Genomic DNA, 22,578 nt, shown 5'->3' with positions numbered 1-22,578 from the left:
CAAACATGCCAGAAACTGAAAACGGCAGGAATTCCGCGACGCGTTCCGGGCGATCAGGGCGGAATCCGCTCCGGGATCCCCGTGACCGTCGTCTGAATCGGATTGCCGGTCCGTCGTCGTTGGTGCTCTTCGGGGTGACCGGGGATCTTGCCCGTAAGAAGCTCATGCCGGCCGTGTATGACCTGGCGAACCGGGGGCTGTTGCCGCCGAGTTTCGCGTTGGTGGGTTTCGGCCGCCGTCCGTGGAGTGATGCGGAGTTCGCTGCTGAGGTGAAGGCGTCGGTGAAGTCGTACTCGCGGACGCCGTTTGATGAGGCGGTGTGGAACCAGCTCGCTGAGGGTATCCGTTTTGTCCAGGGCGAGTTCGACGACGATGACGCCTTTGAGCGGTTGGGTGACACGATCGCTGAGCTGGATGAGCAGCGCGGAACGCGGGGCAATCACGCGTTTTACCTCTCGATCCCGCCGAAGGCGTTTGAACAGGTCTGCCGCCAGCTGTCCAAGCACGGCCTCGCGCAGGCTGAGAGTGAGAAGTGGCGGCGGGTGGTGATCGAGAAGCCGTTCGGGCATGACCTGGACTCGGCCCGGCAGCTGAACGACATTGTGGAGTCGGTCTTCCCGCCGGATGCGGTGTTCCGGATCGATCATTACCTGGGTAAGGAAACGGTCCAGAACATCCTGGCGCTGCGTTTCGCGAACCAGTTGTTCGAGCCGTTGTGGAACGCCAATTATGTGGACCACGTCCAGATCACGATGGCCGAGGACATCGGCACGGGCGGCCGCGCCGGGTATTACGACGGTGTGGGCGCTGCCCGCGACGTGATCCAGAACCACCTGCTCCAGCTGCTGGCTTTGACGGCGATGGAGGAGCCCATTTCCTTCAACGCCGATGATCTGCGGGCGGAGAAGGAAAAGGTCCTTGCCGCGGTCAAGCTCCCGGAGGATCTGTCGACGCATTCGGCGCGGGGGCAGTTCGCCGGCGGCTGGCAGGGCGGGGAACAGGTCCAGGGCTACCTGGAAGAAGAGGGTATCCCGGCGGATTCGAAGACCGAGACGTTCGCGGCGATCCGGGTGGATATCCATACCCGCCGGTGGGCCGGTGTGCCGTTCTACCTGCGTGCGGGCAAGCGCCTGGGCCGGCGGGTGACGGAGATCGCGGTGGTGTTCAAACGCGCCCCGAACCTGCTGTTCCGTGATCATGGTGAGGATGACTTCGGGCAGAATGCCGTGGTGATCCGGGTCCAGCCCGATGAGGGTGCGACGATCCGGTTCGGGTCCAAGGTCCCGGGCACGCAGATGGAAGTCCGGGACGTGACCATGGACTTCGGCTACGGGCATTCCTTTACCGAGTCCAGCCCCGAAGCCTATGAGCGCCTCATCCTCGATGTGCTCCTGGGCGAGCCGCCGCTGTTCCCGCGGCACGCGGAGGTGGAGCTGTCCTGGAAGATCCTGGACCCCTTTGAAGACTACTGGGCCGGACTCAAAGAGCAGCCGGAGCCCTACGCTCCGGGGTCCTGGGGCCCTGCCTCGGCCGATGAACTGCTGGCCCGTGACGGACGAACCTGGAGAAGGCCATGATTGTAGATTTGCCTGACACCACCACCTCGAAGATCTCCAAGAAGATTATGTCCCTGCGCGAGCAGGGCGGCGTGATCGCCCTGGGCCGGGTCCTGACCCTGGTGGTCGTCACCCGGTCCGGGCTCGAGGAAGAAGCGATCGAGGCCGCGAACGAGGCCAGCCGCGAACACCCCTGCCGGATCATCGTCCTCGCCGACGCCGGGGCGACCGCCCCGAACCGGCTCGACGCGCAGATCCGGGTCGGCGGTGACGCCGGCGCGTCCGAGGTCATCGTGCTCCGCGGCTACGGCGAGCTCGCCCACGAAAGCGAATCCCTGGTCGCGGCCCTGCTCCTGCCGGACGCGCCGATCGTGGCCTGGTGGCCGCACGGGGCACCGAAGAACGCCTGCGAAACCTCCGTGGGCCGGATCGCGCACCGCCGGATCACCGACTCCGCGAACGAAACCGATCCCCAGGCCGCGCTGGAGAACATCCGGGCCACGTACAAGGCCGGGGACACCGACCTCGCCTGGACCCGGCTGACCAACTGGCGGATCCAGCTCGCGGCAGTCCTGGACCAGGTGGACTCCTCCCCCGTGACCGCCGTGGCCGTCGAAGGCGCCTCCGACTCCCCGTCCACCATCCTGCTGGCGGCATGGCTTACCCTGGCCCTGGACGCGCCTGTGACCATCGTCGCGGACCCCGCCGGCACCGGTATCCGCCGGGTCCGGCTCACGCGCCACACCGGCGACGTCCAGCTCTTCCGCCCCGGACTCTCCGTCGCCGAACTCACCCAGCCCGGACAGCCCGCCCAACGCATCTCCCTCCCACGCCGCAGCCTCAAAGACTGCCTCGCCGAAGAGCTCCGCCGCCTCGACCCCGACGAAGTGTTCGGCGAAGTGATTACTATTGGACTGCCACGTACCAATCTAAGGAGCGTCCGACCCAGTGAGCGTTGAGCCAAGAGTTAGCATCCATCCTGATTCGTCCGTCCTGATGGCCGCCATTGCGGCCCGCCTGATCACCAAGCTGGTGGATGTGCAGGACAAGCACGGTGAGGCCACGGTGGTGCTGACCGGCGGCACAGTAGGCATCGGAACGCTGAAGGCTGTTGCGGATTCGCCGGCAGCGCCGGCCGTGGACTGGTCCAAGGTGAACTTTTGGTGGGGTGACGAGCGCTTTGTTGCCGCGGACCATCCCGACCGGAACACCAGGCAGGCGTTTGCTGCACTCCTGTCGAGCATTCCGGTTGATCCTGCAAGGATCAACCAGCCTGCCTCCTCGGATGACTTCGACACGCCCGAAGAAGCCGCCGAGGACTACGCGCGCAGGCTCCGGGAAGCAGCCCAGGCCGAACACGCTGCCGACATGTCCGACGACCGTCCGGACGAACCGGGAGTACTGCCGCGGCTGGACGTTGTGCTGCTGGGCGTTGGCCCGGACGCCCACGTAGCCTCGCTCTTCCCGGAGCAGGGCGGAATCCGGGAGAAGGAGCGGACAGTCGTTGGCGTCCGCAATTCCCCCAAGCCGCCGCCCCAGCGGATCTCGCTCACGCTTCCCGCCATAAACACTGCTGCCGAGGTCTGGATGGTGGTGGCGGGCGAGGACAAGGCCGGCGCGGTGGGCCTGGCCCTGGCGGGCGCCAACCCGGTACAGGTACCGGCGGCAGGCCCGCGGGGAACATCCCGCACGCTGTGGCTTATCGACGAAAACGCAGCGTCACGCGTCCCGCAGCAGCTCGTCCGGAAGGACGCCGCCGGCGCGTAGCCTTTCCAGCGCTCCGGCCAGGACAGCTTGGGCGTCCTGGTCGGAGCGCCGTTCTTTAACGTATTCAAGGTGGCTCTTGAAGCCTTCGTCCAGCGGGTCCGGCAGGTCGGCTTCCTTGCCGTCCCGTGATGCCGGAGCCCCGCAGCGCCGGCAGTCCCAGACCGTGGGAAGCTGCTCCTCCGGCAACCGCAGGAAAACAAGCTGGGTCTCATGCCCCTTGGCGCACCAAAAGGAAACCCTGATACGGGGCACCCTCTCGCCCGAGGCCGCTTCTGACTGGTTCTTGGGACCGGCTCCTTCTGTGACACCCACCCGGGTGCCGCGGAACGCTGACGCACTATGTACCATCGGGACTCCTGGCTGCTTAAACACAAAACTGTGGCTGTTGGAAGCCAACAGCCACAGTTTAGTTCGGAGTTCCCCATCGCGGCAGTGCCGGGCGACGATCAGTTGCAGGAGCTATGAGTCCCCTGCGCCGCTGAAGCGCATGAACAGGCCAAGGGCGATGATCACGACGCCCCAGGTAACGCCCAGAATCACCGTGAACCTGTTCAGGTTCCGCTCGGCCACGCCGGAGGAGCTGAGGCCGGAACTCATACCGCCGCCGAACATGTCCGACAGCCCGCCACCCCGGCCCTTGTGGAGGAGGATAAGCAGGGTCAGCAGAAGGCTGGTGATGCCCAGGAGAATCTGCAGAATGACATGAAGAACGTCCACGACGGCCTTTCAGAAGATTGGAATTGCGGGAGCCTGGAGCTGAGTGACGGACTAGTCCGTCACCAGGTGACTCTCGAACCTGACAATATTAGCAAACTCCGCGGGATCGAGGCTTGCCCCGCCGACCAACACGCCGTCAACGTCGCGTTCCTTCAGGATCGCGGCGACATTATTGGCCTTGACCGAGCCGCCGTAGAGCAGCCGGATCTTCGCCGCAACGTCATCGCCGAAGAGCGTGGCCAGTTCCGCGCGGATGGCGGCGCACATTTCCTGGGCGTCCTCCGGCCCGGCCACTTCACCGGTGCCGATGGCCCAGACGGGCTCGTAGGCCACCACAAGCTCTGCCGCCTGCTCGGCCGTCAAACCGGCGACGTTCGCCCGGAGCTGTGTCAGCGTGTGCTCGACATGCGTGCCGGCCTGGCGGATTTCCAGGCCTTCCCCCACGCAAAGGACCGGAGTGACACTGTGCTTGAACGCTGCCTTGACCTTGGCGTTGAGCACTTCGTCGGATTCCTGGTGGATGGTGCGGCGTTCACTGTGCCCCACCAGGACGTAGCGGCAGCCCAGCTTGTTCAGGAACTGGCCGGAGGTGTCGCCCGTGTAGGCGCCCGAGTCGAACTGGGAGAGGTCCTGGCCGCCGTAGGCTATGTCCAGTTCATCTCCCTGGACGAGGGTCTGCACGCCGCGGAGGTCGGTGAATGGCGGGAAGACGGCCACCTCAACCCGGTTGTAGTCGTGCTTGGCGTCGGACAGGGTCCAGGCCAGTTTTTGCAGGAGGGTGATGCCCTGGACATGGTCCATGTTCATCTTCCAGTTGCCTGCAATGAGAGGCGTGCGGTCAAAAGCGCCGTTCGTTGACGTAGTCACGTGTTCTCCAAAAGTACTTGATATGTGTGCGGCCGGCAGGGTGCCCGCGGGCACCCTGCCAGCCGGAGGACTTGGCAGTCCAGGTGCCTAACGGTCCAGGACGCTGAGTCCCGGGAGTTCCTTGCCTTCGAGATATTCCAGGCTGGCGCCGCCGCCGGTGGAAATGTGACCGAACTGGTCGTCAGCGAAGCCGAGCGTCCGCACGGCGGCAGCGGAGTCGCCGCCGCCGACCACGGTGAACGCGTCGACCTCGGTGAGGGCCTGGGCCACGGCGCGGGTTCCGCCGGAGAATGCTTCGAATTCAAAGACGCCCATGGGCCCGTTCCAGAACACCGTTTTGGCGCCCTTGATGCGGTCCGCAAAAGCGGCTGCAGAGTCCGGTCCGATGTCCAGGCCGATGCCCCGGGCACCGAAGCTGCTGCCCTCGATGCCGTCCGCGGGGACAGTCTCGTAGTCAGCGTCGGACGCGAACTTACCGGCCACCACAACGTCGGTGGGCACAATGAATTCGGTGCCGGCACCGGCAGCCCGTTTCAGGTAGTCCTGGACAACCGGGATCTGGTCTTCTTCCAGGAGGCTGCCGGCCACGCTGTGGCCCTCTGCTGCCAGGAACGTGAAGAGCATGCCGCCGCCCACCAGGATGGTGTCGGCCTTGCCGATGAGGTTGTCGATGACCGCCAGCTTGTCGGAGACCTTGGAGCCGCCGAGCACCACCACGTAGGGCCGCTGCGTGTCAGCTGTCAGCTTCCGCAGGACCTCCACCTCGGTGTGCACAAGATCGCCCTGGTAGGACGGGAGCCGGGTGGCGACGTCGTAGACACTGGCGTGCTTGCGGTGCACGGCACCAAAGGCGTCGTCAACGTAGGCGCCGTTGGCCCCGGTCAGGGCCACCAGTTCGTCCGCGAAGGCGCCGCGTTCGGCGTCGTCCTTGCTGGTCTCCCGGGCGTCGAAGCGCACGTTCTCCAGGACGAGGACCTCGCCGTCCTGAAGGGAGGAGGCGAGTTCCTTAGCGGAGCTGCCCACGGTGTCCTTCGCGAGCGAGACCTTGAAGGCGGCAAGTTCGACGAGCCGCGCTACGGCAGGCCGGAGGGAGTACTTTTCCTCCGGAGCGCCCTTGGGGCGTCCGAGGTGGGCTGTTACCAGCACGCGGGCACCGGCGTCCGTGAGCTTTCCCAGTACTGGCAGAGAGGCCTTGATGCGGCCGTCGTCAGTCACTGTAGAGCCGTCGAGCGGCACATTCAGGTCACTTCTGACAAGAATGTACCGCCCGCGGACACCTTCAGCGATCAGTTCGTTGAGGGTGTGGAATGTCATGTGTCTAACCCTAGCCCAGCTTGGCTGCGACGAGCTCCGTGAGGTCCACGAGGCGGTTGGAGTAGCCCCATTCGTTGTCATACCAGGAAACAACCTTGACCTGGTTGCCGATGACCTTGGTCAGGCCGGAGTCGAAGATCGACGACGCCGGGTCCCCGACGATGTCCGAGGACACGATCGGTGCGTCCGTGTAGGTCAGGATGCCCTGGAACTCGTCGGACTCCGAAGCCTTCTTCAGCGCCGCGTTGACTTCCTCGACGGTAGTCTCGCGGGAGACCGTGACGGTGAGGTCGGTGGCCGAGCCGGTGGGGACGGGCACGCGGATGGCGAAGCCGTCCAGCTTGCCCTTGAGCTCGGGCAGGACCAGGCCGATCGCCTTGGCCGCACCCGTGGAGGTGGGAACCATGTTGATGGCGGCGGCACGGGCACGGCGGAGGTCGTTGTGCGGGCCGTCCTGCAGGTTCTGGTCAGCCGTGTAGGCGTGGATGGTGGTCATCAGGCCACGCTCGATGCCGAAGGTGTCGTTGAGGACCTTGGCCAGCGGGCCCAGGCAGTTGGTGGTGCAGGACGCGTTGGAAATGATGTTGTGCGCCGCGTTGTCGTACAGGCCCTCGTTGACGCCCATCACGATGGTGATGTCCTCGTCGGAGGCAGGTGCGGAGATCAGGACCTTCTTGGCGCCTGCGTCGATGTGCTTCTGCGCGGCAGCGGCCTTGGTGAAGAAGCCGGTGGACTCGATGACGATGTCGACGCCCAGCTCGCCCCAGGGCAAGTTGGCGGGATCGCGTTCGGCGAGAACCTTGATGACGTTGCCGTCGACAACAATGTTGCCGTCCTTGACCTCAACGGTTTCCTTCAGGCGGCCGCCGACGGAGTCGTACTTAAGCAGGTGGGCCAGTGCCTCAGGGCTGGTGAGGTCGTTGACGGCAACGATCTCCAGGTCCGCGCCCTGTGCGAGGGCTGCGCGGAAGTAGTTGCGGCCGATGCGGCCGAAGCCGTTGATACCAATACGGGTCGTCACTTGTTCAGTCTCCTTGGTGCTTGATTAAGCACAAACTAGTTGAGCGGGCATTGAAGCCAACTAACAGATCCCGCACGCCATTGGGCAGAGATGATTAACAGATCGGAGGGCGACCAGCCACATTGCTGAAGGCAGACCGCCTTCCGTGATCCATCTTACGTTTAAGTAGGTCCGCCCCCGCAAGTGCGGGGGCGGACCTTCCACATTCCGGCCGAAATCACGCCGAAATGTGAAGTTTGTTACACGCTCATGTACTGCGGGTCACTACGGCAGGGTGATGAGGCCCGTGGCGTTGGTGCGTGCAGCAGCGAAGCGCTTGGCGACATCGGCCCAGTTGACAATGTTCCAGAAGGCCTTGACGTAGTCAGCCTTGACGTTGACGTAGTCCAGGTAGAAGGCGTGCTCCCACATGTCCAGCATCAGCAGCGGCGTGGTGCCGAGAGCCACGTTGCCCTGCTGGTCGTAGAGCTGCTCGATGACCAGGTTGCCACCGATCGGCTCGTAGGCCAGGAAGCCCCAGCCCGATCCCTGCAGGCCAAGGGCAGCCGCGGAGAACTGTGCGCGGAAGGCGTCGAAGGAACCGAAGGCATCGTCGATGGCAGCTGCCAGCTCGCCCTCAGGCTTGTCGCCGCCGTCCGGTGACAGGTTGTTCCAGAACACCGAGTGGTTGATGTGGCCGCCGGTGTGGAACGCGAGGTCCTTCGAAAGGCGGTTGATGTTGGCGAAATCGCCCTTGTCGCGCGCCTCTGCCAGCTGGGCAAGGGCGTTGTTGGCACCTGCAACGTAGGCAGCGTGGTGTTTGCTGTGGTGCAGCTCCATGATGCGCGCCGAAATGTGCGGCTCAAGCGCCGCGTAGTCGTAGCTGAGTTCTGGCAGTACGTACTCGGTCACAAAATCCTCCAATGTCGTGGACGGTCTGTCCGGGTTGTAACTCTCGGATTGTGCATCCGGATGACTGGCATCCGGAAGATCAGGGTGAACGCTCTGATTCTAGGGGCGCCGCTACTCGTCCAGCATCTCAGGCGTCACATTGGCATCAGTGCCAGGGATCCCCAAATCGATGGCCCGCTTATCCGCCATGGCCAGGAGCCGGCGGATGCGGCCGGCGATGGCGTCCTTGGTCATTACCGGATCTGCCAGGCGCCCCAGCTCGTCCAGGCTCGCCTGTTTGTGGGCCACCCGGAGTTCGCCGGCGTATTTGAGGTGGTCCGGGACGTCGTCACCCAGGATCTCCAGTGCCCGGTCAACCCTGGCTCCGGCGGCCACGGCCGCCTGGGCGGAGCGCCGCAGGTTGGCGTCGTCAAAGTTGGCCAGCCGGTTGGCCGTGGCCCTGACTTCCTTGCGCATCCTGCGTTCTTCCCAGACCATCAGGGCGTCGTGGGCGCCCATGCGGATGAGCAGGGCGGCGATGGTGTCGCCGTCGCGGATCACCACACGGTCCACTCCCCTGACTTCGCGGGCTTTGGCCTGGATGCCAAGACGGCGGGCGGCACCAACGAGGGCAAGCGCCGACTCGGGACCCGGGCAGGTGACCTCAAGCGATGACGAACGGCCCGGTTCCGTGAGGGACCCGTGGGCCAGGAAAGCTCCACGCCACACGGCCTCGGCGTCGGCGGCCGAGCCGTTAACGACGGCCGAGGGAAGCCCCCGCACCGGCCGGCCGCGGCCGTCCAGGAGGCCTGTCTGCCGGGCCAGGGACTCGCCGTCGCGGACTACCCGCACCACGTACCGGCTGCCGCGGCGCAGTCCGCCGCCGGAGACGACGATGATCTCGCTCTGGTGCCCGTAAACCTCAGCAAGGGCCGCCCGGAGCCTGCGCGCCGTCGATGCGAGGTCAACCTCGGCTTCGATCACGATCCTGCCCGAGATGATGTGCAGGCCGCCGGCGAAGCGCAGCATTGCCGAGACCTCTGCCTTGCGGACTGAAGATTTCTTGATGTCCAGACGGGACAGTTCTTCCTTGACCGATGATGTCAGTGCCATGGCACCTTCCTAACTGTTCCCGAAAATGTCGTGGTACGCCGCTGCCAGACGCAGGGGGTCATGGACGGGTCGGCGGCCCGACGCCCCCACTTTACCCAAGACAACCTCGGCGCCGATCATCCCGGCGGCTTTCTCGAACTCCTGCCGGTCCGGCACCGACGCGGGATCCGCCAGGACAACGTCGACGCTGAAGTCCGGCGCATACCGGCGCATTGCGTACAGGTGGTCCGCCGCCGACATGCCCGTGGTCTCCTTGGTGTCCGTGGCCAGGTTCATGGTGAGGCAGCGTTTTGCGGCTGTGGCACTCAGGGCGTCACGCATTTCCGGGAGCAGCAGGTGCGGCAGCACGGACGTGTACCAGGACCCCGGCCCCAGGATTACCCAGTCAGCCAGTTCGATGGCTGTCAGGGCTTCAACGCAGGCCGGCGCCTGTTCGGGCAGGAGGCGGACGTGCTCCAGCGAGCCGGCAACGGCGCACCGCGCCTGCCCGCGGACTGTCTGGAGCGCGAACGTGCCGTCAGGTGCAGTGACGCGGATGTCACCTTCAATGGTCAGCGGAACGGTGGACATGGGCAGGACCTGTCCACGGGCACCGAGCAGGGCGCCGGCCCACTTCAGGCCGGCCACGGTGTCGCCCAGCAGCTCCCAAAGGGTGACGATGAGCAGGTTGCCCATTGCATGCTCGTCCAGCGATCCGCCGCTGCCCTGGCCTGGCCTGAAACGGTGCTGCATCACGTCGCGCCAGGTGCGTCCCCAGTCCGTGTCATCGCACAAGGCGGAGAGCGCCATGCGCAGGTCTCCGGGCGGCAGGACGCCGTACTCGTCGCGCAGACGCCCTGAAGACCCGCCGTCGTCCGCCACAGTGACAATGGCGGTCAGCTCGGAGGTGAGCAGCCGCAGCGCCGAGAGCGAAGCGGACAGTCCGTGCCCGCCGCCGAGCGCCACGACGTTGGGGCCCTTGTCCTGCTGGCCGGCTGCCGTTCCGCTGGAAACCGGTACGAGCGGGAGGGGCCCGGTGAACATCCCCATTACTCGCGGCCCAGATCCCGATGCGTGGTGGTCACGGTCACGCGCGGATACTGTGCCAGTTTCTTGGAAAGCTCGACGGCGACGGCCACGGACCGGTGCTTGCCGCCGGTACAGCCGACGGCGATGGTGGCGTAGTGCTTGTTTTCGCGCCGGTAACCGTCCAGGACGGGCTCGAGCGCCAGGACATAGCGGTCCACGAAGTTCTTTACACCTTCCGCCTCGAGGACATAATCGCTGACGTCCTTGTCCAGGCCCGTATGCGGGCGCAACTGCGGGACCCAGTGCGGATTCGGGATGAACCGGACGTCAGCAACGTAGTTGGAATCCACCGGCAGTCCGTACTTGAAGCCAAAGCTCATGACGTTGAGCCGCAGTGCCACCGGGCCGGTCTCGCTAAAGAGTTCCGTGATGGCGGTAGCCAGGGCGTGGACGTTGTAGGTCGAGGTATCCAGTACGACGTCGGAGCTGTCGCGCAGTTCCTTGAGCACCTCCCGTTCGGCTGCAATGCCGTCGAGGATGCGGCCGCCTTCCTGGAGCGGATGGGGCCTGCGGCCCTGCTCGAACCGGCGGACCAGGACGTCGTCTTTGGCGTCGAGGAAAAGGACGCGGAACTTGACACCACTGGCGGCGAGGGCCCCCAGGGCCGCACGGACGTCGACAAAGAGGCCTTTGCTGCGGACATCCATCACCACGGCCAGCCGCGGAATGGACTGCGGAGCGTGGGAGACAATCTCGGCCAGGGTGCCGAGCATCTGCGGCGGCAGGTTTTCCACGACATACCAGCCATGGTCCTCAAGTGCGTCCGCGGCGGTGCTGCGTCCCGCCCCTGACATACCGGTGACCACCAGCAGTTCCGCTTCGAGGGGCTTGACCGGCGTCAGCCCGTCCTGCTCCGTCCCGGATTCCGCCGTAGAGTCTGCCATTCGTTCCGCCCCGTTCCTGTTCAGATGAAGGCAGGCACCCGCAATGGCGGAAACCTGCGTTCCTTACCCTACCTAGGTTTCAATGATTTCGCCGGTGGCCATATTCACGGCCGGAAGCGCATCGCCGGCCGTGTCATCGCCGCTGAAGTGGGCGACGATGGCGTTGGCAAGGGATGGTCCAATGCCCTTGGCCGCCGTGAGCTCGGCCGCGGTGGCGGCTTTCACGCCTTTGACGGATCCGAAGTGGGTGAGCAGGGCCTTGCGTTTGGACTCGCCAAGGCCCGGCACTCCGTCCAGCGCCGAGACGGTCATGGCCTTGCCGCGCTTCTGCCGGTGGAAGGTGATGGCGAAGCGGTGGGCTTCGTCACGGATCCTCTGCAGCAGATAGAGTCCCTGGGACGTCCTGGGCAGGATCACGGGGAAGTCGCTGTCCGGCAGCCAGACTTCCTCAAGGCGTTTGGCCAGGCCCACCACGTAGACGTCCTCAATGCCAAGGTCCGCCAGGGCCCGGGCTGCGGCGTTCACCTGGGGCTTGCCGCCGTCGACCACCACCAGGTTGGGCGGGTACGCGAATTTTGCCCGCGGGGCGGCCGTGGTGGTGTCCAGGACCGCAGCAGCGGCTGCTTCCAAGGCGGCCTGGTGCCCGGGCAGGGCGGACGCCTCGGACTGCGCCGACTTGTCCTGCAGGTAATGCCGGAAGCGCCGGGTCAGGACGTCGTGCATGGCGGCGGTGTCGTCTGCCGCTGCGGCCCCGGTGACGGAGAATTTCCGGTATTCGGACTTCTTGGGCAGCCCGTCCTCGACCACCACCATGGACGCCACGACGTTGGTGCCCTGGACGTGGGAGACATCGAAGCATTCGATCCGCAGGAGCGCCACGGGCAGGTCCAGGGCTTCCTGCAGCTCCTGCAGTGCCTGGGAGCGCACGGTGAGGTCCCCGGCACGGCGGGTCTTATGCAGTTTGAGCGCGTGCTCGGCATTTTCACGGACGGTGGACATGAGCGCGGCCTTGTCGCCGCGCTGCGGCACCCTGACATCCACCTTGGCTCCGCGCAGGCCGCCGAGCCATTCCGTAAGTTCCGCAGCGTTGCTGGGTTCGACGGGCACCAGGACTTCGCGGGGCAGCCTGCCATGGCTGTCGCCGTCGTCGCCGTAGACCTGCTGCAGCAGGTGTTCGACGAGATCCGGGGTGGTGGCGTCCTCCACTTTTTCCACTACCCAGCCGCGCTGGCCACGGATCCGGCCACCCCTGACGTGGAACACCTGGACGGCAGCCTCCAACTCGTCCTCGTGCAGCGCGAAGACATCGGCGTCGGTATCGTCGGCGAGCACCACGGCGTTGCGCTCAAAGACCTTCCGCAGGGCGGAGATGTCATCACGGAGCCTCGCCGCACGCTCGTAGTCGAGGGTGCCGACGGCGTCGGCCATCTCCTTTTCGAGCTTGGTGATGAAGCGTTTGGCCTCGCCGCCCATAAACGCGCAGAAGTCCTCCGCCAGGGCCCGGTGTTCCTCGGGAGTCACCCGGCCAACGCAGGGGGCCGAGCATTTGTCGATGTAGCCCAGCAGGCAGGGCCGGCCGCTCGCCTGGGCCCGTTTGAGGACCCCGGCGCTGCAGCTGCGGACGGGGAAAACCCGCAGCAAGGTGTCCATGGTTTCCCGGATCGCGCCAGCCGTGTACGGGCCGAAGTACCGTGTGCCTTTGCGGCGGTCCCCCCGCATGACCTGGACCCTGGGGAGCTTCTCGCTCATGGTGAGGGCCAGGTACGGATAGGTTTTGTCGTCGCGGAAGACCACGTTGAAGCGTGGCTTGTATTCCTTGATCCAGGTGTATTCAAGCTGCAGCGACTCCAGCTCGCTGCCCACCACCGTCCACTCGACACTGCTGGCTGTGTGAACCATTGCGTGGGTTTTGGGCAGCAGGCCCGCCGGATTCGCGAAGTAGGAGTTCAGGCGGGAGCGAAGGCTTTTGGCTTTGCCGACGTAGATGACCCGGCCGTGGGGATCGCGGAACCGGTACACCCCGGGATTGGTGGGAATTTCACCCGTTTGGGGCCTGTAACTTGCTGGATCTGCCACTACTTCATTCTACTAATCCGTGCTTTTACTTTGGTTGTAGCTGGTGGAGCGTTCCTGGCCGCTGAGTTCGGCGATCGCATCCATGATGCGGTCCGTGACCTGCCGCCGCGCCGGCAGCGAATGGTCCGGGCCGGTCTTGTCGAAATACAGGGGCTCCCCTACCTTCATGGTGAAGTGATGCGGCTTGAAGCCCTTCTCACCGGCCGGCTGCAGGTTCTCCGTCCCGATCAGTCCAACCGGGATCACGGGAGCTCCGGTTGCCAGTGCAAGCCAGCCCACCCCGGTGCGGCCGCGGTAGAGGATGCCGTCCCGTGAGCGCGTGCCCTCGGGGTAGATGCCAATGCCTTTGCCCGCTTCGAGGATGTCCAGGAGGGTTTTGAGCGCCTGGACGCTTGCTGCCTGCTCGCCGCGCTCCACCGGGATGGAACCCACGGACTCAAAAAAGGACTTCATGACTCTGCCCTTGACGCCACCCGTGGTGAAGTACTCGGCTTTGGCGAAGAAGGCCACGGGCCGCGGCATCAGTGCCTGGACAATGACGCTGTCAAAGAAGGAAAGATGGTTCGGGGCCACAATGAAGGGCCCCTCTTTGGGGACGTTTTCAAGGCCGACGACGGTGGGCCGGCAGGTGCCCGCGACGAGCCCGCGAAATGTCCAGCGGACCGCCTCAAACAGCGCCATCGTTGCGCACCTCGCTCATCGCGGCAGCGTGGATGGCTTCGAGGCGCCCGATGGCGGCAACCATGCCCGCGGTGGTGTCCACCACGGTGACGGCCCCGGCTTCCTCGAGTTCGCCGTCGGGAGCGAAACCCCAACCCACACCGATGCAGTCAAGCCCGTTCGCGATGGCGCCCGCCACATCCTGGGCGCGGTCACCCACCATAACGGCGTGCTGGGTGGAGAGGTCAGCCAGGGCCGCGGCGATGATGTCGGCCTTCCCCACCGGACCGTCCGTTGACGATTCGTTGTCTGCCGAACCCCTGATGGACTGGAACAGGTTGGCGATGCCGTGGTGGCGCAGCACGATCTGGGCCAGCCCTTCGGGCTTCTGCGTGGCGACGGCCACTGGCCTGGCTTCGGCCGCGAAGGTCTCCAGCGCTTCCCTGATCCCGGGGTACAGCCTGCTCTGGGCTATCCCCTTGGCCAGGTAGTACTGCCGGTAAGTCCGGATGACCTCGTCAAGCATCTCGGCCGGAACCTTGCAGACACTCTGGAGTGCGTCGCTGAGTTTGGGGCCGATCATCGAGTTCAGGACGTCCTGGCCAGGAACCGGCAGACCTGCGGCGGCAAGGGCTGCTGCGATTCCGCCGGATATTCCGCCGGCCGGATCGACAAGAGTGCCGTCCAGGTCAAAGATCACGGGCACTGTTGTTTGAGTCACCGGCTTAGTTTCTCACGACACCGAGCATGGCTGAAACTCGCATGCCCGACACGGCATACGTCATCGGAGGCCAACCGCCTAGCCGAGTATTTCCGCGAGGAAGGATGCCGTGTGGCCCTTGGTGGATTTCGATACCTGCTCGGGCGTGCCGGTGGCCACGATCTGGCCGCCGCCCGAACCGCCGTCCGGGCCAAGATCCACGATCCAGTCGGCACTCTTGATCACGTCCAGGTTGTGTTCGATGGTGATCACGGTGTTGCCCTTGTCCACCAGACTTTGAAGGACCATCAGGAGCTTGCGGATGTCCTCGAAGTGCAGGCCCGTGGTGGGCTCGTCGAGAACATACACACTGCGTCCGTTGGAGCGCTTCTGCAGTTCCGCGGCGAGCTTGACACGCTGGGCCTCGCCGCCGGAGAGGGTGGTTGCCGGCTGTCCCAGCCGTACGTAGCCGAGGCCCACGTCCACAAGGGTGTTCAGGTGCCGGGCGATCGGGGAGAAGGCCGCGAAGAACTCCGCACCTTCTTCGATGGGCATGTTGAGCACGTCCGCGATGGTCTTGCCCTTGTAGTGGACTTCGAGGGTTTCGCGGTTATACCGTGCGCCGTGGCACACCTCGCAGGGCACGTAGACGTCCGGCAGGAAGTTCATTTCGATCTTCAGCGTGCCGTCACCTGCGCAGGCTTCGCAGCGCCCGCCCTTGACGTTGAAGGAGAACCGGCCTGGCAGGTAGCCACGGACCTTGGCCTCGGTGGTCTCGGCGAAGAGCTTGCGGATGTTGTCAAAGACGCCGGTGTACGTGGCCGGGTTGGAGCGTGGGGTGCGCCCGATAGGGCTCTGGTCCACGTGCACCACCTTGTCCAGGTGCTCCAGGCCCATGATGCTCTTGTGGCGTCCGGCCACCTGTTTTGCGCCGTTGAGCTTGTTGGCCAGCACCTTGTAGAGGATCTCGTTGACCAGGGTGGATTTGCCGGAGCCGCTCACGCCGGTCACGGCGGTGAACAGGCCCAAGGGGAAGACCGCATCAACGTTGACCAGGTTGTTTTCACGCGCCCCGACGACCTTCAGCTCACGCTCTTTGTCGTATTTGCGCCGCTTCTTGGGGATGTCGATCTTCTTGCGGCCGGACAGGTAATCGCCGGTCAGTGAGTTGGTGTTGGCCAGGAGATCCTGGTACGAACCCGAGTGCACCACCTGGCCGCCGTGCTCGCCTGCGCCGGGCCCGATATCCACGATCCAGTCCGCCACCTGGATGGTGTCCTCATCGTGCTCCACAACGATAAGCGTGTTGCCCATGTCGCGGAGCCGGGTCAGGGTCTCAATAAGCCGGCGGTTGTCGCGCTGGTGGAGGCCGATGGAGGGCTCATCCAGGACGTAAAGGACGCCCACGAGGCCGGAACCGATCTGGGTGGCGAGCCGGATTCGCTGCGCTTCGCCGCCGGACAAGGTGGCGGAGGGGCGCTCGAGATTCAGGTATTCCAGCCCGACGTCGAGCAGGAAGGTCAGCCGGGCCTGTATTTCCTTGAGCACCTGGTGGGCGATCTGGGCCTCGCGGCCGGTGAGGACCAGGTTGTTCAGGAAGTCCGCGCACACGCGCATGGGCATGGCCGCGACGTCGGCGATGGACTTGCCGTTGATCAGGACGGACAGCGAGGCGGGGTTGAGCCGGGCGCCATTGCACGCGGGGCAAGCGATCTGCCGCATGTACTCTTCGTAGCGGTCGCGCGCCCACTCGGAGTCCGTCTCACCGTGCTTGCGGTGGACGTACTGGATGGCACCTTCGAAGCCGGTGCTGTATTTGCGTTCCCGTCCGAAGCGGTTCTTGTACTGCACAACCACCTTGTGGTCCTTGCCGTGCAGGACGGTCTGGCGGACGTCGTTGCCCAGCTTCTCCCAGGGTGTGTCCATGGAGAAGCCAAGCTCCTTGGACAGCCCTTCGAGCAGGCGGTTCCAATACTCGGTTGTTGCGGTGCCAAGTGACCATGGCGCGATGGCGCCCTCGGACAACGACAGCTCAGGATTCGGAATGATCAGTTCTTCGTCAACCTCGAGCCGTGTACCGATACCGCTGCACGCGGAACAGGCGCCGAAAGGGTTGTTGAAGGAGAAGGACCGCGGCTCGATTTCATCGATGGCCAGGGGATGTTCGTTCGGGCAGGCGAGGTTCTCGGAAAATGCCCGCAGCCGTCCCGGCGCGTCTGCGTCCAGATCGACGAACTCGGCCAGCACCCGGCCTTCGGCCAGGCCAAGCGCCGTTTCAACGGAGTCCGTGAGGCGCTGGCTGATGCCTTCCTTAGCCACCAGGCGGTCCACCACCACCTCAATCGTGTGCTTGAACTGCTTGCCGAGTTTGGGCGGCTCGCTCAGCTGGATCAGCTCACCGTCCACCCGGGCACGCGAATAGCCCTTGGCGGTCAGCTCCTTGAAGAGGTCCACGAACTCGCCCTTGCGCCCCCGCACCACAGGCGCCAGGACCTGGAAGCGTGTGCCTTCGTCAAGCTCTAGCAGCTGGTCCACGATCTGCTGCGGAGTCTGCCGGGCCACAACCTCGCCACAGACCGGGCAATGCGGCCGTCCCACGCGTGCCCACAGCAATCGCATGTAGTCATAAATTTCGGTGATGGTGCCAACCGTGGACCGGGGGTTCTTGCTGGTGGACTTCTGGTCAATCGATACCGCCGGCGAGAGCCCCTCGATGAAATCGACGTCCGGCTTGTCCACCTGGCCGAGGAACTGGCGGGCATAGGCCGACAGGGACTCAACGTAGCGCCGCTGGCCCTCGGCGAAGATTGTGTCGAACGCCAGCGACGACTTCCCGGAACCGGACAGCCCGGTGAAAACGATCATGGCATCACGGGGCAGATCCAGGTCCACGTTGCGCAGGTTATGCTCGCGCGCCCCCTTGACCACAAGGCGGGAGAGGTCTGGCCGGGCAGGCGTGGCTGGGGCCTGGGGAACGGCGACGGGGACGGATTCGACTGCTGTTTCTTCAGCTACGGCTTTAGGCACCCACTAATGCTAATCGAAAACTTCTTCGAATATCCATGCGGGGTCCGGCTAGTCGGCGTCGTAGGCTGCTGCCAGCAGCTGGACCGCTTCCGCAAAGGTGGCACCTTGGGCCTTGGCCACCGACGCATAGGAGTTGGCGGCCAGAGAGAGCGCGTCCGCCCGCTCATCACGCGCGCACACCACGGTGCCGTTCCTGCCCTTCGTGGCCACGACACCGGCTGCCTCCAGCTCCTTATACGCCCTGGCCGCCGTGTGGGGCGCGACGTCGAGCAGCCCCGCCAGGGTCCGCACCGCCGGCAGCTTGGTTCCCGGCGGAAGGGCCCCGCTGTCCGCGAGGCGGATCACATGCAGGCGCAGCTGCTCAAACAGTGCCACCGTGCTGGACTGGTTGGGCTTCCAGGGCCCGGGGAACGGACCAGTTGTTGTCATCGTCCGGCCTCCAACGTGCCGGCCCGGCCCGAGCGTCCGGCGAACTGGGCGTTGTAAAGCCGTGCATAGCGGCCGTTGGCCGCCAGGAGGCTTCGATGGGTTCCCTGCTCTGCAATGCGTCCGTGGTCCATGACCAGAATTAGATCAGCGTCCCGGACCGTGGACAAACGGTGGGCGATCACAAAGCTTGTTTTTCCACGGCGCAACCTCCGCATGGCCTGGCGGATCAGGACCTCAGTCCGGGAATCCACTGAACTGGTGGCCTCATCCAGGACCAGCACAGTGCGGTCCGCCAACTGCGCCCGGGCGATGGAGATCAGCTGGCGCTGGCCCTGGCTGAGCGGCTCTCCCCCGTTGCCCAGCATCGTGTCGTAGCCGGCCGGCAGCGACCTGATGAGGTGGTCCACGTGGCTCGCCTCTGCTGCCGCAGTGATCTCCGCAAACGTGGCTCCTGGCCGGCCGTATTCGATGTTCTCCCTGATGGTGCCGGAAAACAGCCAGGCATCCTGCAGCACCACCCCGAATCCCTTGCGCAGGACGTCCCGCGGAATGTCAGCAATGTCGGTACCCCCGATGGTGATCGTGCCGGCGTCGACCTCATAGAACCGCATGAGCAGGTTGACAACGGTGGTCTTGCCGGCGCCCGTGTGCCCGACAATCGCGACCATCCGGCCCGGTTCCACCGTGAACGACAGTCCACGGACCACAGGGTCAGCCCGGGCATAGCCGAAGGTGACATCACTGAACACAATCCGCCCTTCCTGACTGGGTTTGTGACCGTCACTTTCGGGCTCGGCAGGTATCTCCGCGGCGTCGAGCAGGTCGAACACACGGCGCGCCGAAGCCACGCAGGACTGGATGACGTTGAGCATGCCGCCGATCTGGCCCACAGGCTGGGTGAAAAGCCGGCTGAACTGGATGAACGCCTGGATCCCGCCGATGGTCATGGCCCCCATGGTGACCTGGAGCGCCCCCACCACCGCCACCGCGATGTAGTTGATATTGGCGATAAGGACCATCAATGGCTGGACAATGCCGGATGAATACTGGGCCCGTGCGGATGCCCGGGCCAGGCGGTCGTTGCTTGCCTTGAAGACTGCCGCTGTCTGGTCCTGGTACCCGAAGGCCTTAATAACCTCGTGCCCGGTGACAAACTCCTCCACGTGCGCGTTCAACTCACCCGTTTCGGTCCACTGGCGGGCAAAATGCGCTTGGGACTTCCGGGCCACCATAACGGTGATAAGGGTGGACAAGGGCACCGAAACAAGCGCGATCAGGGCCAGGAGCGGCGAGATCCACAGCATCATGGCCAAGGCACCGCATAGCATCAGGACAGACATGATCAGCTGCGTGAGGACCTGGCTGAGCGCTTGCGAAATATTGTCGATGTCATTGGTGACGCGGCTCAGGACATCACCCCTGGACTGCTCTTGGAAGTACGTGGAAGGAAGCCGGTGCAGCTTGTCTTGAACCGATGCCCGGAGGCGGTACATCAGGCCGTGAACCGCGCTGGCCGTCAGCGCTCCCTGGATCCAGTTGAACAGCGAAGCGCCGATGTACATCGCGGCAACGGCGGCCAGCAGGAGTCCCAGGCGCTGCCCGTCGAGCGCTCCGCTGTAGACCCCATCCACCACCACATCGGTGGCATCACCGAGGTAGTTCGGCGCCGCGACGTTGAGGGCAACAAAAGCGCAGGTGGCCGCAACTGCACCCAGCATCCGCCCCCTGGACGGGCGCAGCAACGCGAGGACCCGGCGCGCTGTGGGCCAGAACCCTTCGGACGCCCCGGCGCCGGGCGAAGCGGTCATGGCGCGTCGTCCAGCGCCAGTTGGGACTCGGCGATTTCCCGGTAGGTGGCAGACGTCTCCAGCAGTTGCAGGTGTGTTCCCTGGGCAGCCAGCCGGCCGTCGTCGAGCACCAGGATCTGGCCGGCTCCGGCAGCGGTGGAGATCCGTTCCGCCACGACAATGACCACTGCACCCTCAAGGGCAATCTCCAGGGCATCCCGGACCCGGGCCTCGGTGGCGAAGTCCAGCGCAGAAAAGCTGTCGTCAAAGAGATAGACGGGGACCCTCCGCAGGAGGGCCCGCGCTATGCAGATACGCTGCCGCTGGCCGCCGGAGAGATTCGTTCCGCCTGGCCCGACCTCCGTGTCCATCCCCCGTGGCAGCGCACGGACGAAGCCGGCGGCCTGAGCTGTCTCCATGGCTTCCCAAAGCTGGCCCTCGGTTGCCTCCGGAGCTGCGACGCGCAGGTTGTCGGCGATGGTTCCGGAGAAAAGGTGCGACATTTGCGGCACCACCGCCATGGTCCGGCGGAGGACGTCCAGGGACATCGAGCAGATGTTCCGGCCGCCGATGCTGATGGTTCCGGCCGTGGCGTCCAGGAACCGGGGCACCAGGCTCAGGAGTGTCGACTTGCCGCTCCCTGTTGAGCCGACGATGGCAACAGTGGTTCCTGGCCGGGCCGTGAAGCTGATGTCTTCCAGTACCGGATTTTCGGCGCCGGGGTAGGAGAAGCTGACGTTCCTGAAAGTGACGCTGCCGCCCTCCAGGGAGCTCCCATGGCGGGTCTCTTGGGTCGGCGCCTTGTGGTCCTGGACTGACGGTCTTGCGTCGAGCACGGCTCCCAGCCGTTCTGCGCAGGCAACGGCCCGCGGCGCCGTCATGAACACGTACATGGCCATCATGATTGCCAGGAGAATCTGCAGGATGTACGCGATAAAGGCCGTGAGGGCACCAATCTTCATCCCGCCGTCGTAAACCCGGTGACCACCGAACCACACCACGGCCACCGACGACAGGTTGACCACAATCATGATCAGTGGCAACATGCCGGCCACGAGCAGCGACGACTGAAGGTTGTTTCCCGTGAGGCTGCTGTTGGTCTTCGCAAACCGGCGCGTTTCGTGTCCCTGCCTGACGAAGGCGCGGATCACATTCGCGCCGATGATCTGTTCACGAAAGAGCTCCCCCGTTCGGTCCAGGAGCTCCTGCCCCTGCCGGTACAGGGGAACGAGGCGCCGGACGATGAGATACATGATGAGCAGAAGTATTGGCATGATGACCATCACGACGCTTGAAAGCACCATGTCCTGCTGCCACGCCAGTAAGACGCCCCCGGCGGCCATCACGGGGGCCGCCACAAGCATGGTGAAGACCAGGACGGCGAACGACTGGATCTGCTGGGTGTCGTTGGTGGCCCTGGTAACAAGACTTTGCGTGCCGAAGGCTGCCATTTCCTGGGAAGAAAGCGACTGGATCCTGGTGAAGACCTCGCCGCGCAGTTGGTGCCCGAGCTTCATGGCCACCACTGCCCCGAAGTAGCCCGCGGCGATGGCCGCCGACGCCTGGACCGCAGCTATCAGGACCATGACAGTGCCCAAACGGAAGATTTCCGGCGTGTTCCCCGCAACGATGCCGTCGTCGATGATGGCAGCGTTGATGGTGGGCAGCAGGAGGTTGCCTGCGGTCTGGACAAGCTGGAGAGCAACGATCGCGGTCACGGCGCCTTTGTGGCCAGCCAGCAGCCGGGTCATCAAGCCGAAAAGCATCGCACCTCCAGGACGGATTTGGGAGGCCGATGAGGGTCCGGCCATTTGCCATCCCCAGAAGCCGTTGTCGTCATTGTAACCAGCATCACATTCTCGACTCAGTCATAAGGCATTACCGACCAGAGAACCTCAAACGAATGGAGTTTATGCGCCTGGCCGCTTTTGCGCCACGGCAAAGATCCGCCGGAACGGAAACACCGTGCCATGTGCCGTTGCCGGGTATGCGGACAGCAGGGCTGCAGCATACTCCGCTTCAAAGGCGTGCCCGTCCTCGGCCGAAAGTGCCGCCACGACCGGGCGCAACGCCGTGCCGCGCACCCAGTCCAGCACCGGATCCGTTCCAGTGAGGACCTGCTGGTATGTGGTTTCCCAGGCGTCTGCCGTGCAGCCCGCGTCCAGCATGAGGCTGAGGTAGTCTGCGGGCTCCCCCACGGACTCTCCACCGCGAAGTACGCCGGCGAGCTGGGGCGCCCAGCGTGCCGAACCTGCGAGTTCCCGCATCAGGGCATGGGACGGGGCATTGAAGTTCCCCGGCACTTGCATGGCGAACCAGGCACCGGGCTTGAGCGCCGCCAGCCAGCCCGCCAGCATTTCCTGATGCCCAGGCACCCACTGAAGCGCGGCATTGGTGACCACCACGTCCGTTTCAGCCGGGGGCGTCCAGGCTGCGATATCCGCCAGCCCGAAGCTGAGGCCCGCATGCCTGGCTGCGTGCGCGGCGGCCTTGTCCAGCATCTGCCTGGACGAATCCAGCCCCACCACTTGCGCTTCCGGCCATCTCCGGGCGAGGGTGGCCGTGAGGTTTCCCGGACCACATCCCAGGTCCACAACGTGCTGTGGCCGGTCGGCCTGGATCCGCCCCGTCAGGTCGAAAAACGGCCGGTCCCGGTAATCGCCGAACTGGACGTACTTTACGGGGTCCCACTTCACAGTTACCTCCATCGCCGGGTGCTGTC

General features: G+C 64.8%; 20 protein-coding genes. 3 read left to right on the top strand and 17 right to left on the bottom strand.

Annotated features, from left to right (window positions below):
* The first annotated feature begins 5 nt into the window (after positions 1-5).
* From zwf to pgl, 3 genes are read left to right on the top strand one after another with little or no spacing between them, the layout of a single operon-like run.
* A complete protein-coding gene (gene zwf, locus NG698_RS02235; protein ID WP_252607943.1) occupies positions 6-1,577 on the top strand; it encodes a glucose-6-phosphate dehydrogenase in 1,572 nt (523 codons plus the stop codon).
* On the top strand, positions 1,574-2,515 hold the full coding sequence (locus NG698_RS02230) for a glucose-6-phosphate dehydrogenase assembly protein OpcA (protein ID WP_252598780.1): 942 nt from the start codon (positions 1,574-1,576) through the stop codon (positions 2,513-2,515). Before zwf ends, NG698_RS02230 begins: the two co-directional genes overlap by 4 nt.
* Entirely contained in the window at positions 2,505-3,323 is an 819-nt protein-coding gene (gene pgl / locus NG698_RS02225) for a 6-phosphogluconolactonase (protein ID WP_056339787.1), read from the top strand. Before NG698_RS02230 ends, pgl begins: the two co-directional genes overlap by 11 nt.
* On the opposite strand, the gene NG698_RS02220 is transcribed toward pgl, so the two are convergent.
* From NG698_RS02220 to NG698_RS02140, 17 genes are all read right to left on the bottom strand, one after another.
* Complete coding sequence (locus NG698_RS02220) at positions 3,276-3,671, bottom strand: RNA polymerase-binding protein RbpA (protein ID WP_252607942.1); 396 nt, start codon at positions 3,669-3,671, stop codon at positions 3,276-3,278. The genes pgl and NG698_RS02220 overlap by 48 nt on opposite strands.
* Before the next feature lie 111 nt (positions 3,672-3,782).
* Positions 3,783-4,040, bottom strand: a complete 258-nt coding sequence (gene secG / locus NG698_RS02215) for a preprotein translocase subunit SecG (protein WP_252598778.1) — start codon at positions 4,038-4,040, stop codon at positions 3,783-3,785.
* A 51-nt stretch (positions 4,041-4,091) separates the two neighbouring features.
* The gene (tpiA, locus tag NG698_RS02210) at positions 4,092-4,907 is read right to left on the bottom strand and encodes a triose-phosphate isomerase (RefSeq protein WP_141140574.1); all 816 of its coding nucleotides are present in this window, start codon (positions 4,905-4,907) and stop codon (positions 4,092-4,094) included.
* 87 nt (positions 4,908-4,994) lie between these two features.
* Positions 4,995-6,221, bottom strand: a complete 1,227-nt coding sequence (locus NG698_RS02205) for a phosphoglycerate kinase (protein WP_252607941.1) — start codon at positions 6,219-6,221, stop codon at positions 4,995-4,997.
* Positions 6,222-6,231: 10 nt separating this feature from the next.
* Positions 6,232-7,242, bottom strand: a complete 1,011-nt coding sequence (gene gap, locus NG698_RS02200; protein ID WP_058932523.1) for a type I glyceraldehyde-3-phosphate dehydrogenase — start codon at positions 7,240-7,242, stop codon at positions 6,232-6,234.
* Positions 7,243-7,506: 264 nt separating this feature from the next.
* Positions 7,507-8,133 carry a superoxide dismutase gene (locus NG698_RS02195; protein WP_252598776.1) on the bottom strand — a complete coding sequence of 209 codons (627 nt, stop codon included), beginning with the start codon at positions 8,131-8,133 and terminating at the stop codon, positions 7,507-7,509.
* Positions 8,134-8,244: 111 nt separating this feature from the next.
* Positions 8,245-9,225 carry a DNA-binding protein WhiA gene (whiA, locus tag NG698_RS02190; protein WP_252607940.1) on the bottom strand — a complete coding sequence of 327 codons (981 nt, stop codon included), beginning with the start codon at positions 9,223-9,225 and terminating at the stop codon, positions 8,245-8,247.
* A 9-nt stretch (positions 9,226-9,234) separates the two neighbouring features.
* Positions 9,235-10,254 carry a gluconeogenesis factor YvcK family protein gene (locus NG698_RS02185; protein ID WP_252598775.1) on the bottom strand — a complete coding sequence of 340 codons (1,020 nt, stop codon included), beginning with the start codon at positions 10,252-10,254 and terminating at the stop codon, positions 9,235-9,237.
* On the bottom strand, positions 10,254-11,177 hold the full coding sequence (gene rapZ, locus NG698_RS02180) for an RNase adapter RapZ (protein WP_058932525.1): 924 nt from the start codon (positions 11,175-11,177) through the stop codon (positions 10,254-10,256). Before rapZ ends, NG698_RS02185 begins: the two co-directional genes overlap by 1 nt.
* 72 nt (positions 11,178-11,249) lie before the next feature.
* Complete coding sequence (uvrC, locus tag NG698_RS02175) at positions 11,250-13,253, bottom strand: excinuclease ABC subunit UvrC (protein WP_252607939.1); 2,004 nt, start codon at positions 13,251-13,253, stop codon at positions 11,250-11,252.
* A 12-nt stretch (positions 13,254-13,265) separates the two neighbouring features.
* Positions 13,266-13,934, bottom strand: coding sequence for a lysophospholipid acyltransferase family protein (locus NG698_RS02170; RefSeq protein ID WP_104061423.1), 669 nt, complete (start codon positions 13,932-13,934; stop codon positions 13,266-13,268).
* The gene (locus NG698_RS02165; protein WP_252607938.1) at positions 13,921-14,634 is read right to left on the bottom strand and encodes an HAD hydrolase-like protein; all 714 of its coding nucleotides are present in this window, start codon (positions 14,632-14,634) and stop codon (positions 13,921-13,923) included. The genes NG698_RS02170 and NG698_RS02165 overlap by 14 nt, the downstream gene beginning before the upstream one ends.
* 78 nt (positions 14,635-14,712) lie before the next feature.
* A complete protein-coding gene (uvrA, locus tag NG698_RS02160) occupies positions 14,713-17,640 on the bottom strand; it encodes an excinuclease ABC subunit UvrA (RefSeq protein WP_252607937.1) in 2,928 nt (975 codons plus the stop codon).
* Positions 17,641-17,688: 48 nt separating this feature from the next.
* Positions 17,689-18,069 (bottom strand): GntR family transcriptional regulator, encoded by a 381-nt coding sequence (locus NG698_RS02155; RefSeq protein WP_252598771.1) that lies wholly within the window; start codon positions 18,067-18,069, stop codon positions 17,689-17,691.
* The gene (locus tag NG698_RS02150; RefSeq protein WP_252607936.1) at positions 18,066-19,877 is read right to left on the bottom strand and encodes an ABC transporter ATP-binding protein; all 1,812 of its coding nucleotides are present in this window, start codon (positions 19,875-19,877) and stop codon (positions 18,066-18,068) included. Before NG698_RS02150 ends, NG698_RS02155 begins: the two co-directional genes overlap by 4 nt.
* Positions 19,874-21,622, bottom strand: coding sequence for an ABC transporter ATP-binding protein (locus tag NG698_RS02145; protein ID WP_252598769.1), 1,749 nt, complete (start codon positions 21,620-21,622; stop codon positions 19,874-19,876). The genes NG698_RS02150 and NG698_RS02145 overlap by 4 nt, the downstream gene beginning before the upstream one ends.
* Positions 21,623-21,766: 144 nt before the next feature.
* Positions 21,767-22,552, bottom strand: a complete 786-nt coding sequence (locus NG698_RS02140) for a trans-aconitate 2-methyltransferase (RefSeq protein WP_252598768.1) — start codon at positions 22,550-22,552, stop codon at positions 21,767-21,769.
* Positions 22,553-22,578: the final 26 nt, after the last annotated feature.

Origin of the sequence: Pseudarthrobacter raffinosi, assembly GCF_023913735.1 — a bacterium.
GTDB classification, from domain to species: domain Bacteria; phylum Actinomycetota; class Actinomycetes; order Actinomycetales; family Micrococcaceae; genus Arthrobacter; species Arthrobacter raffinosi.
This window is presented reverse-complemented; position numbering and strand designations above follow the sequence as displayed.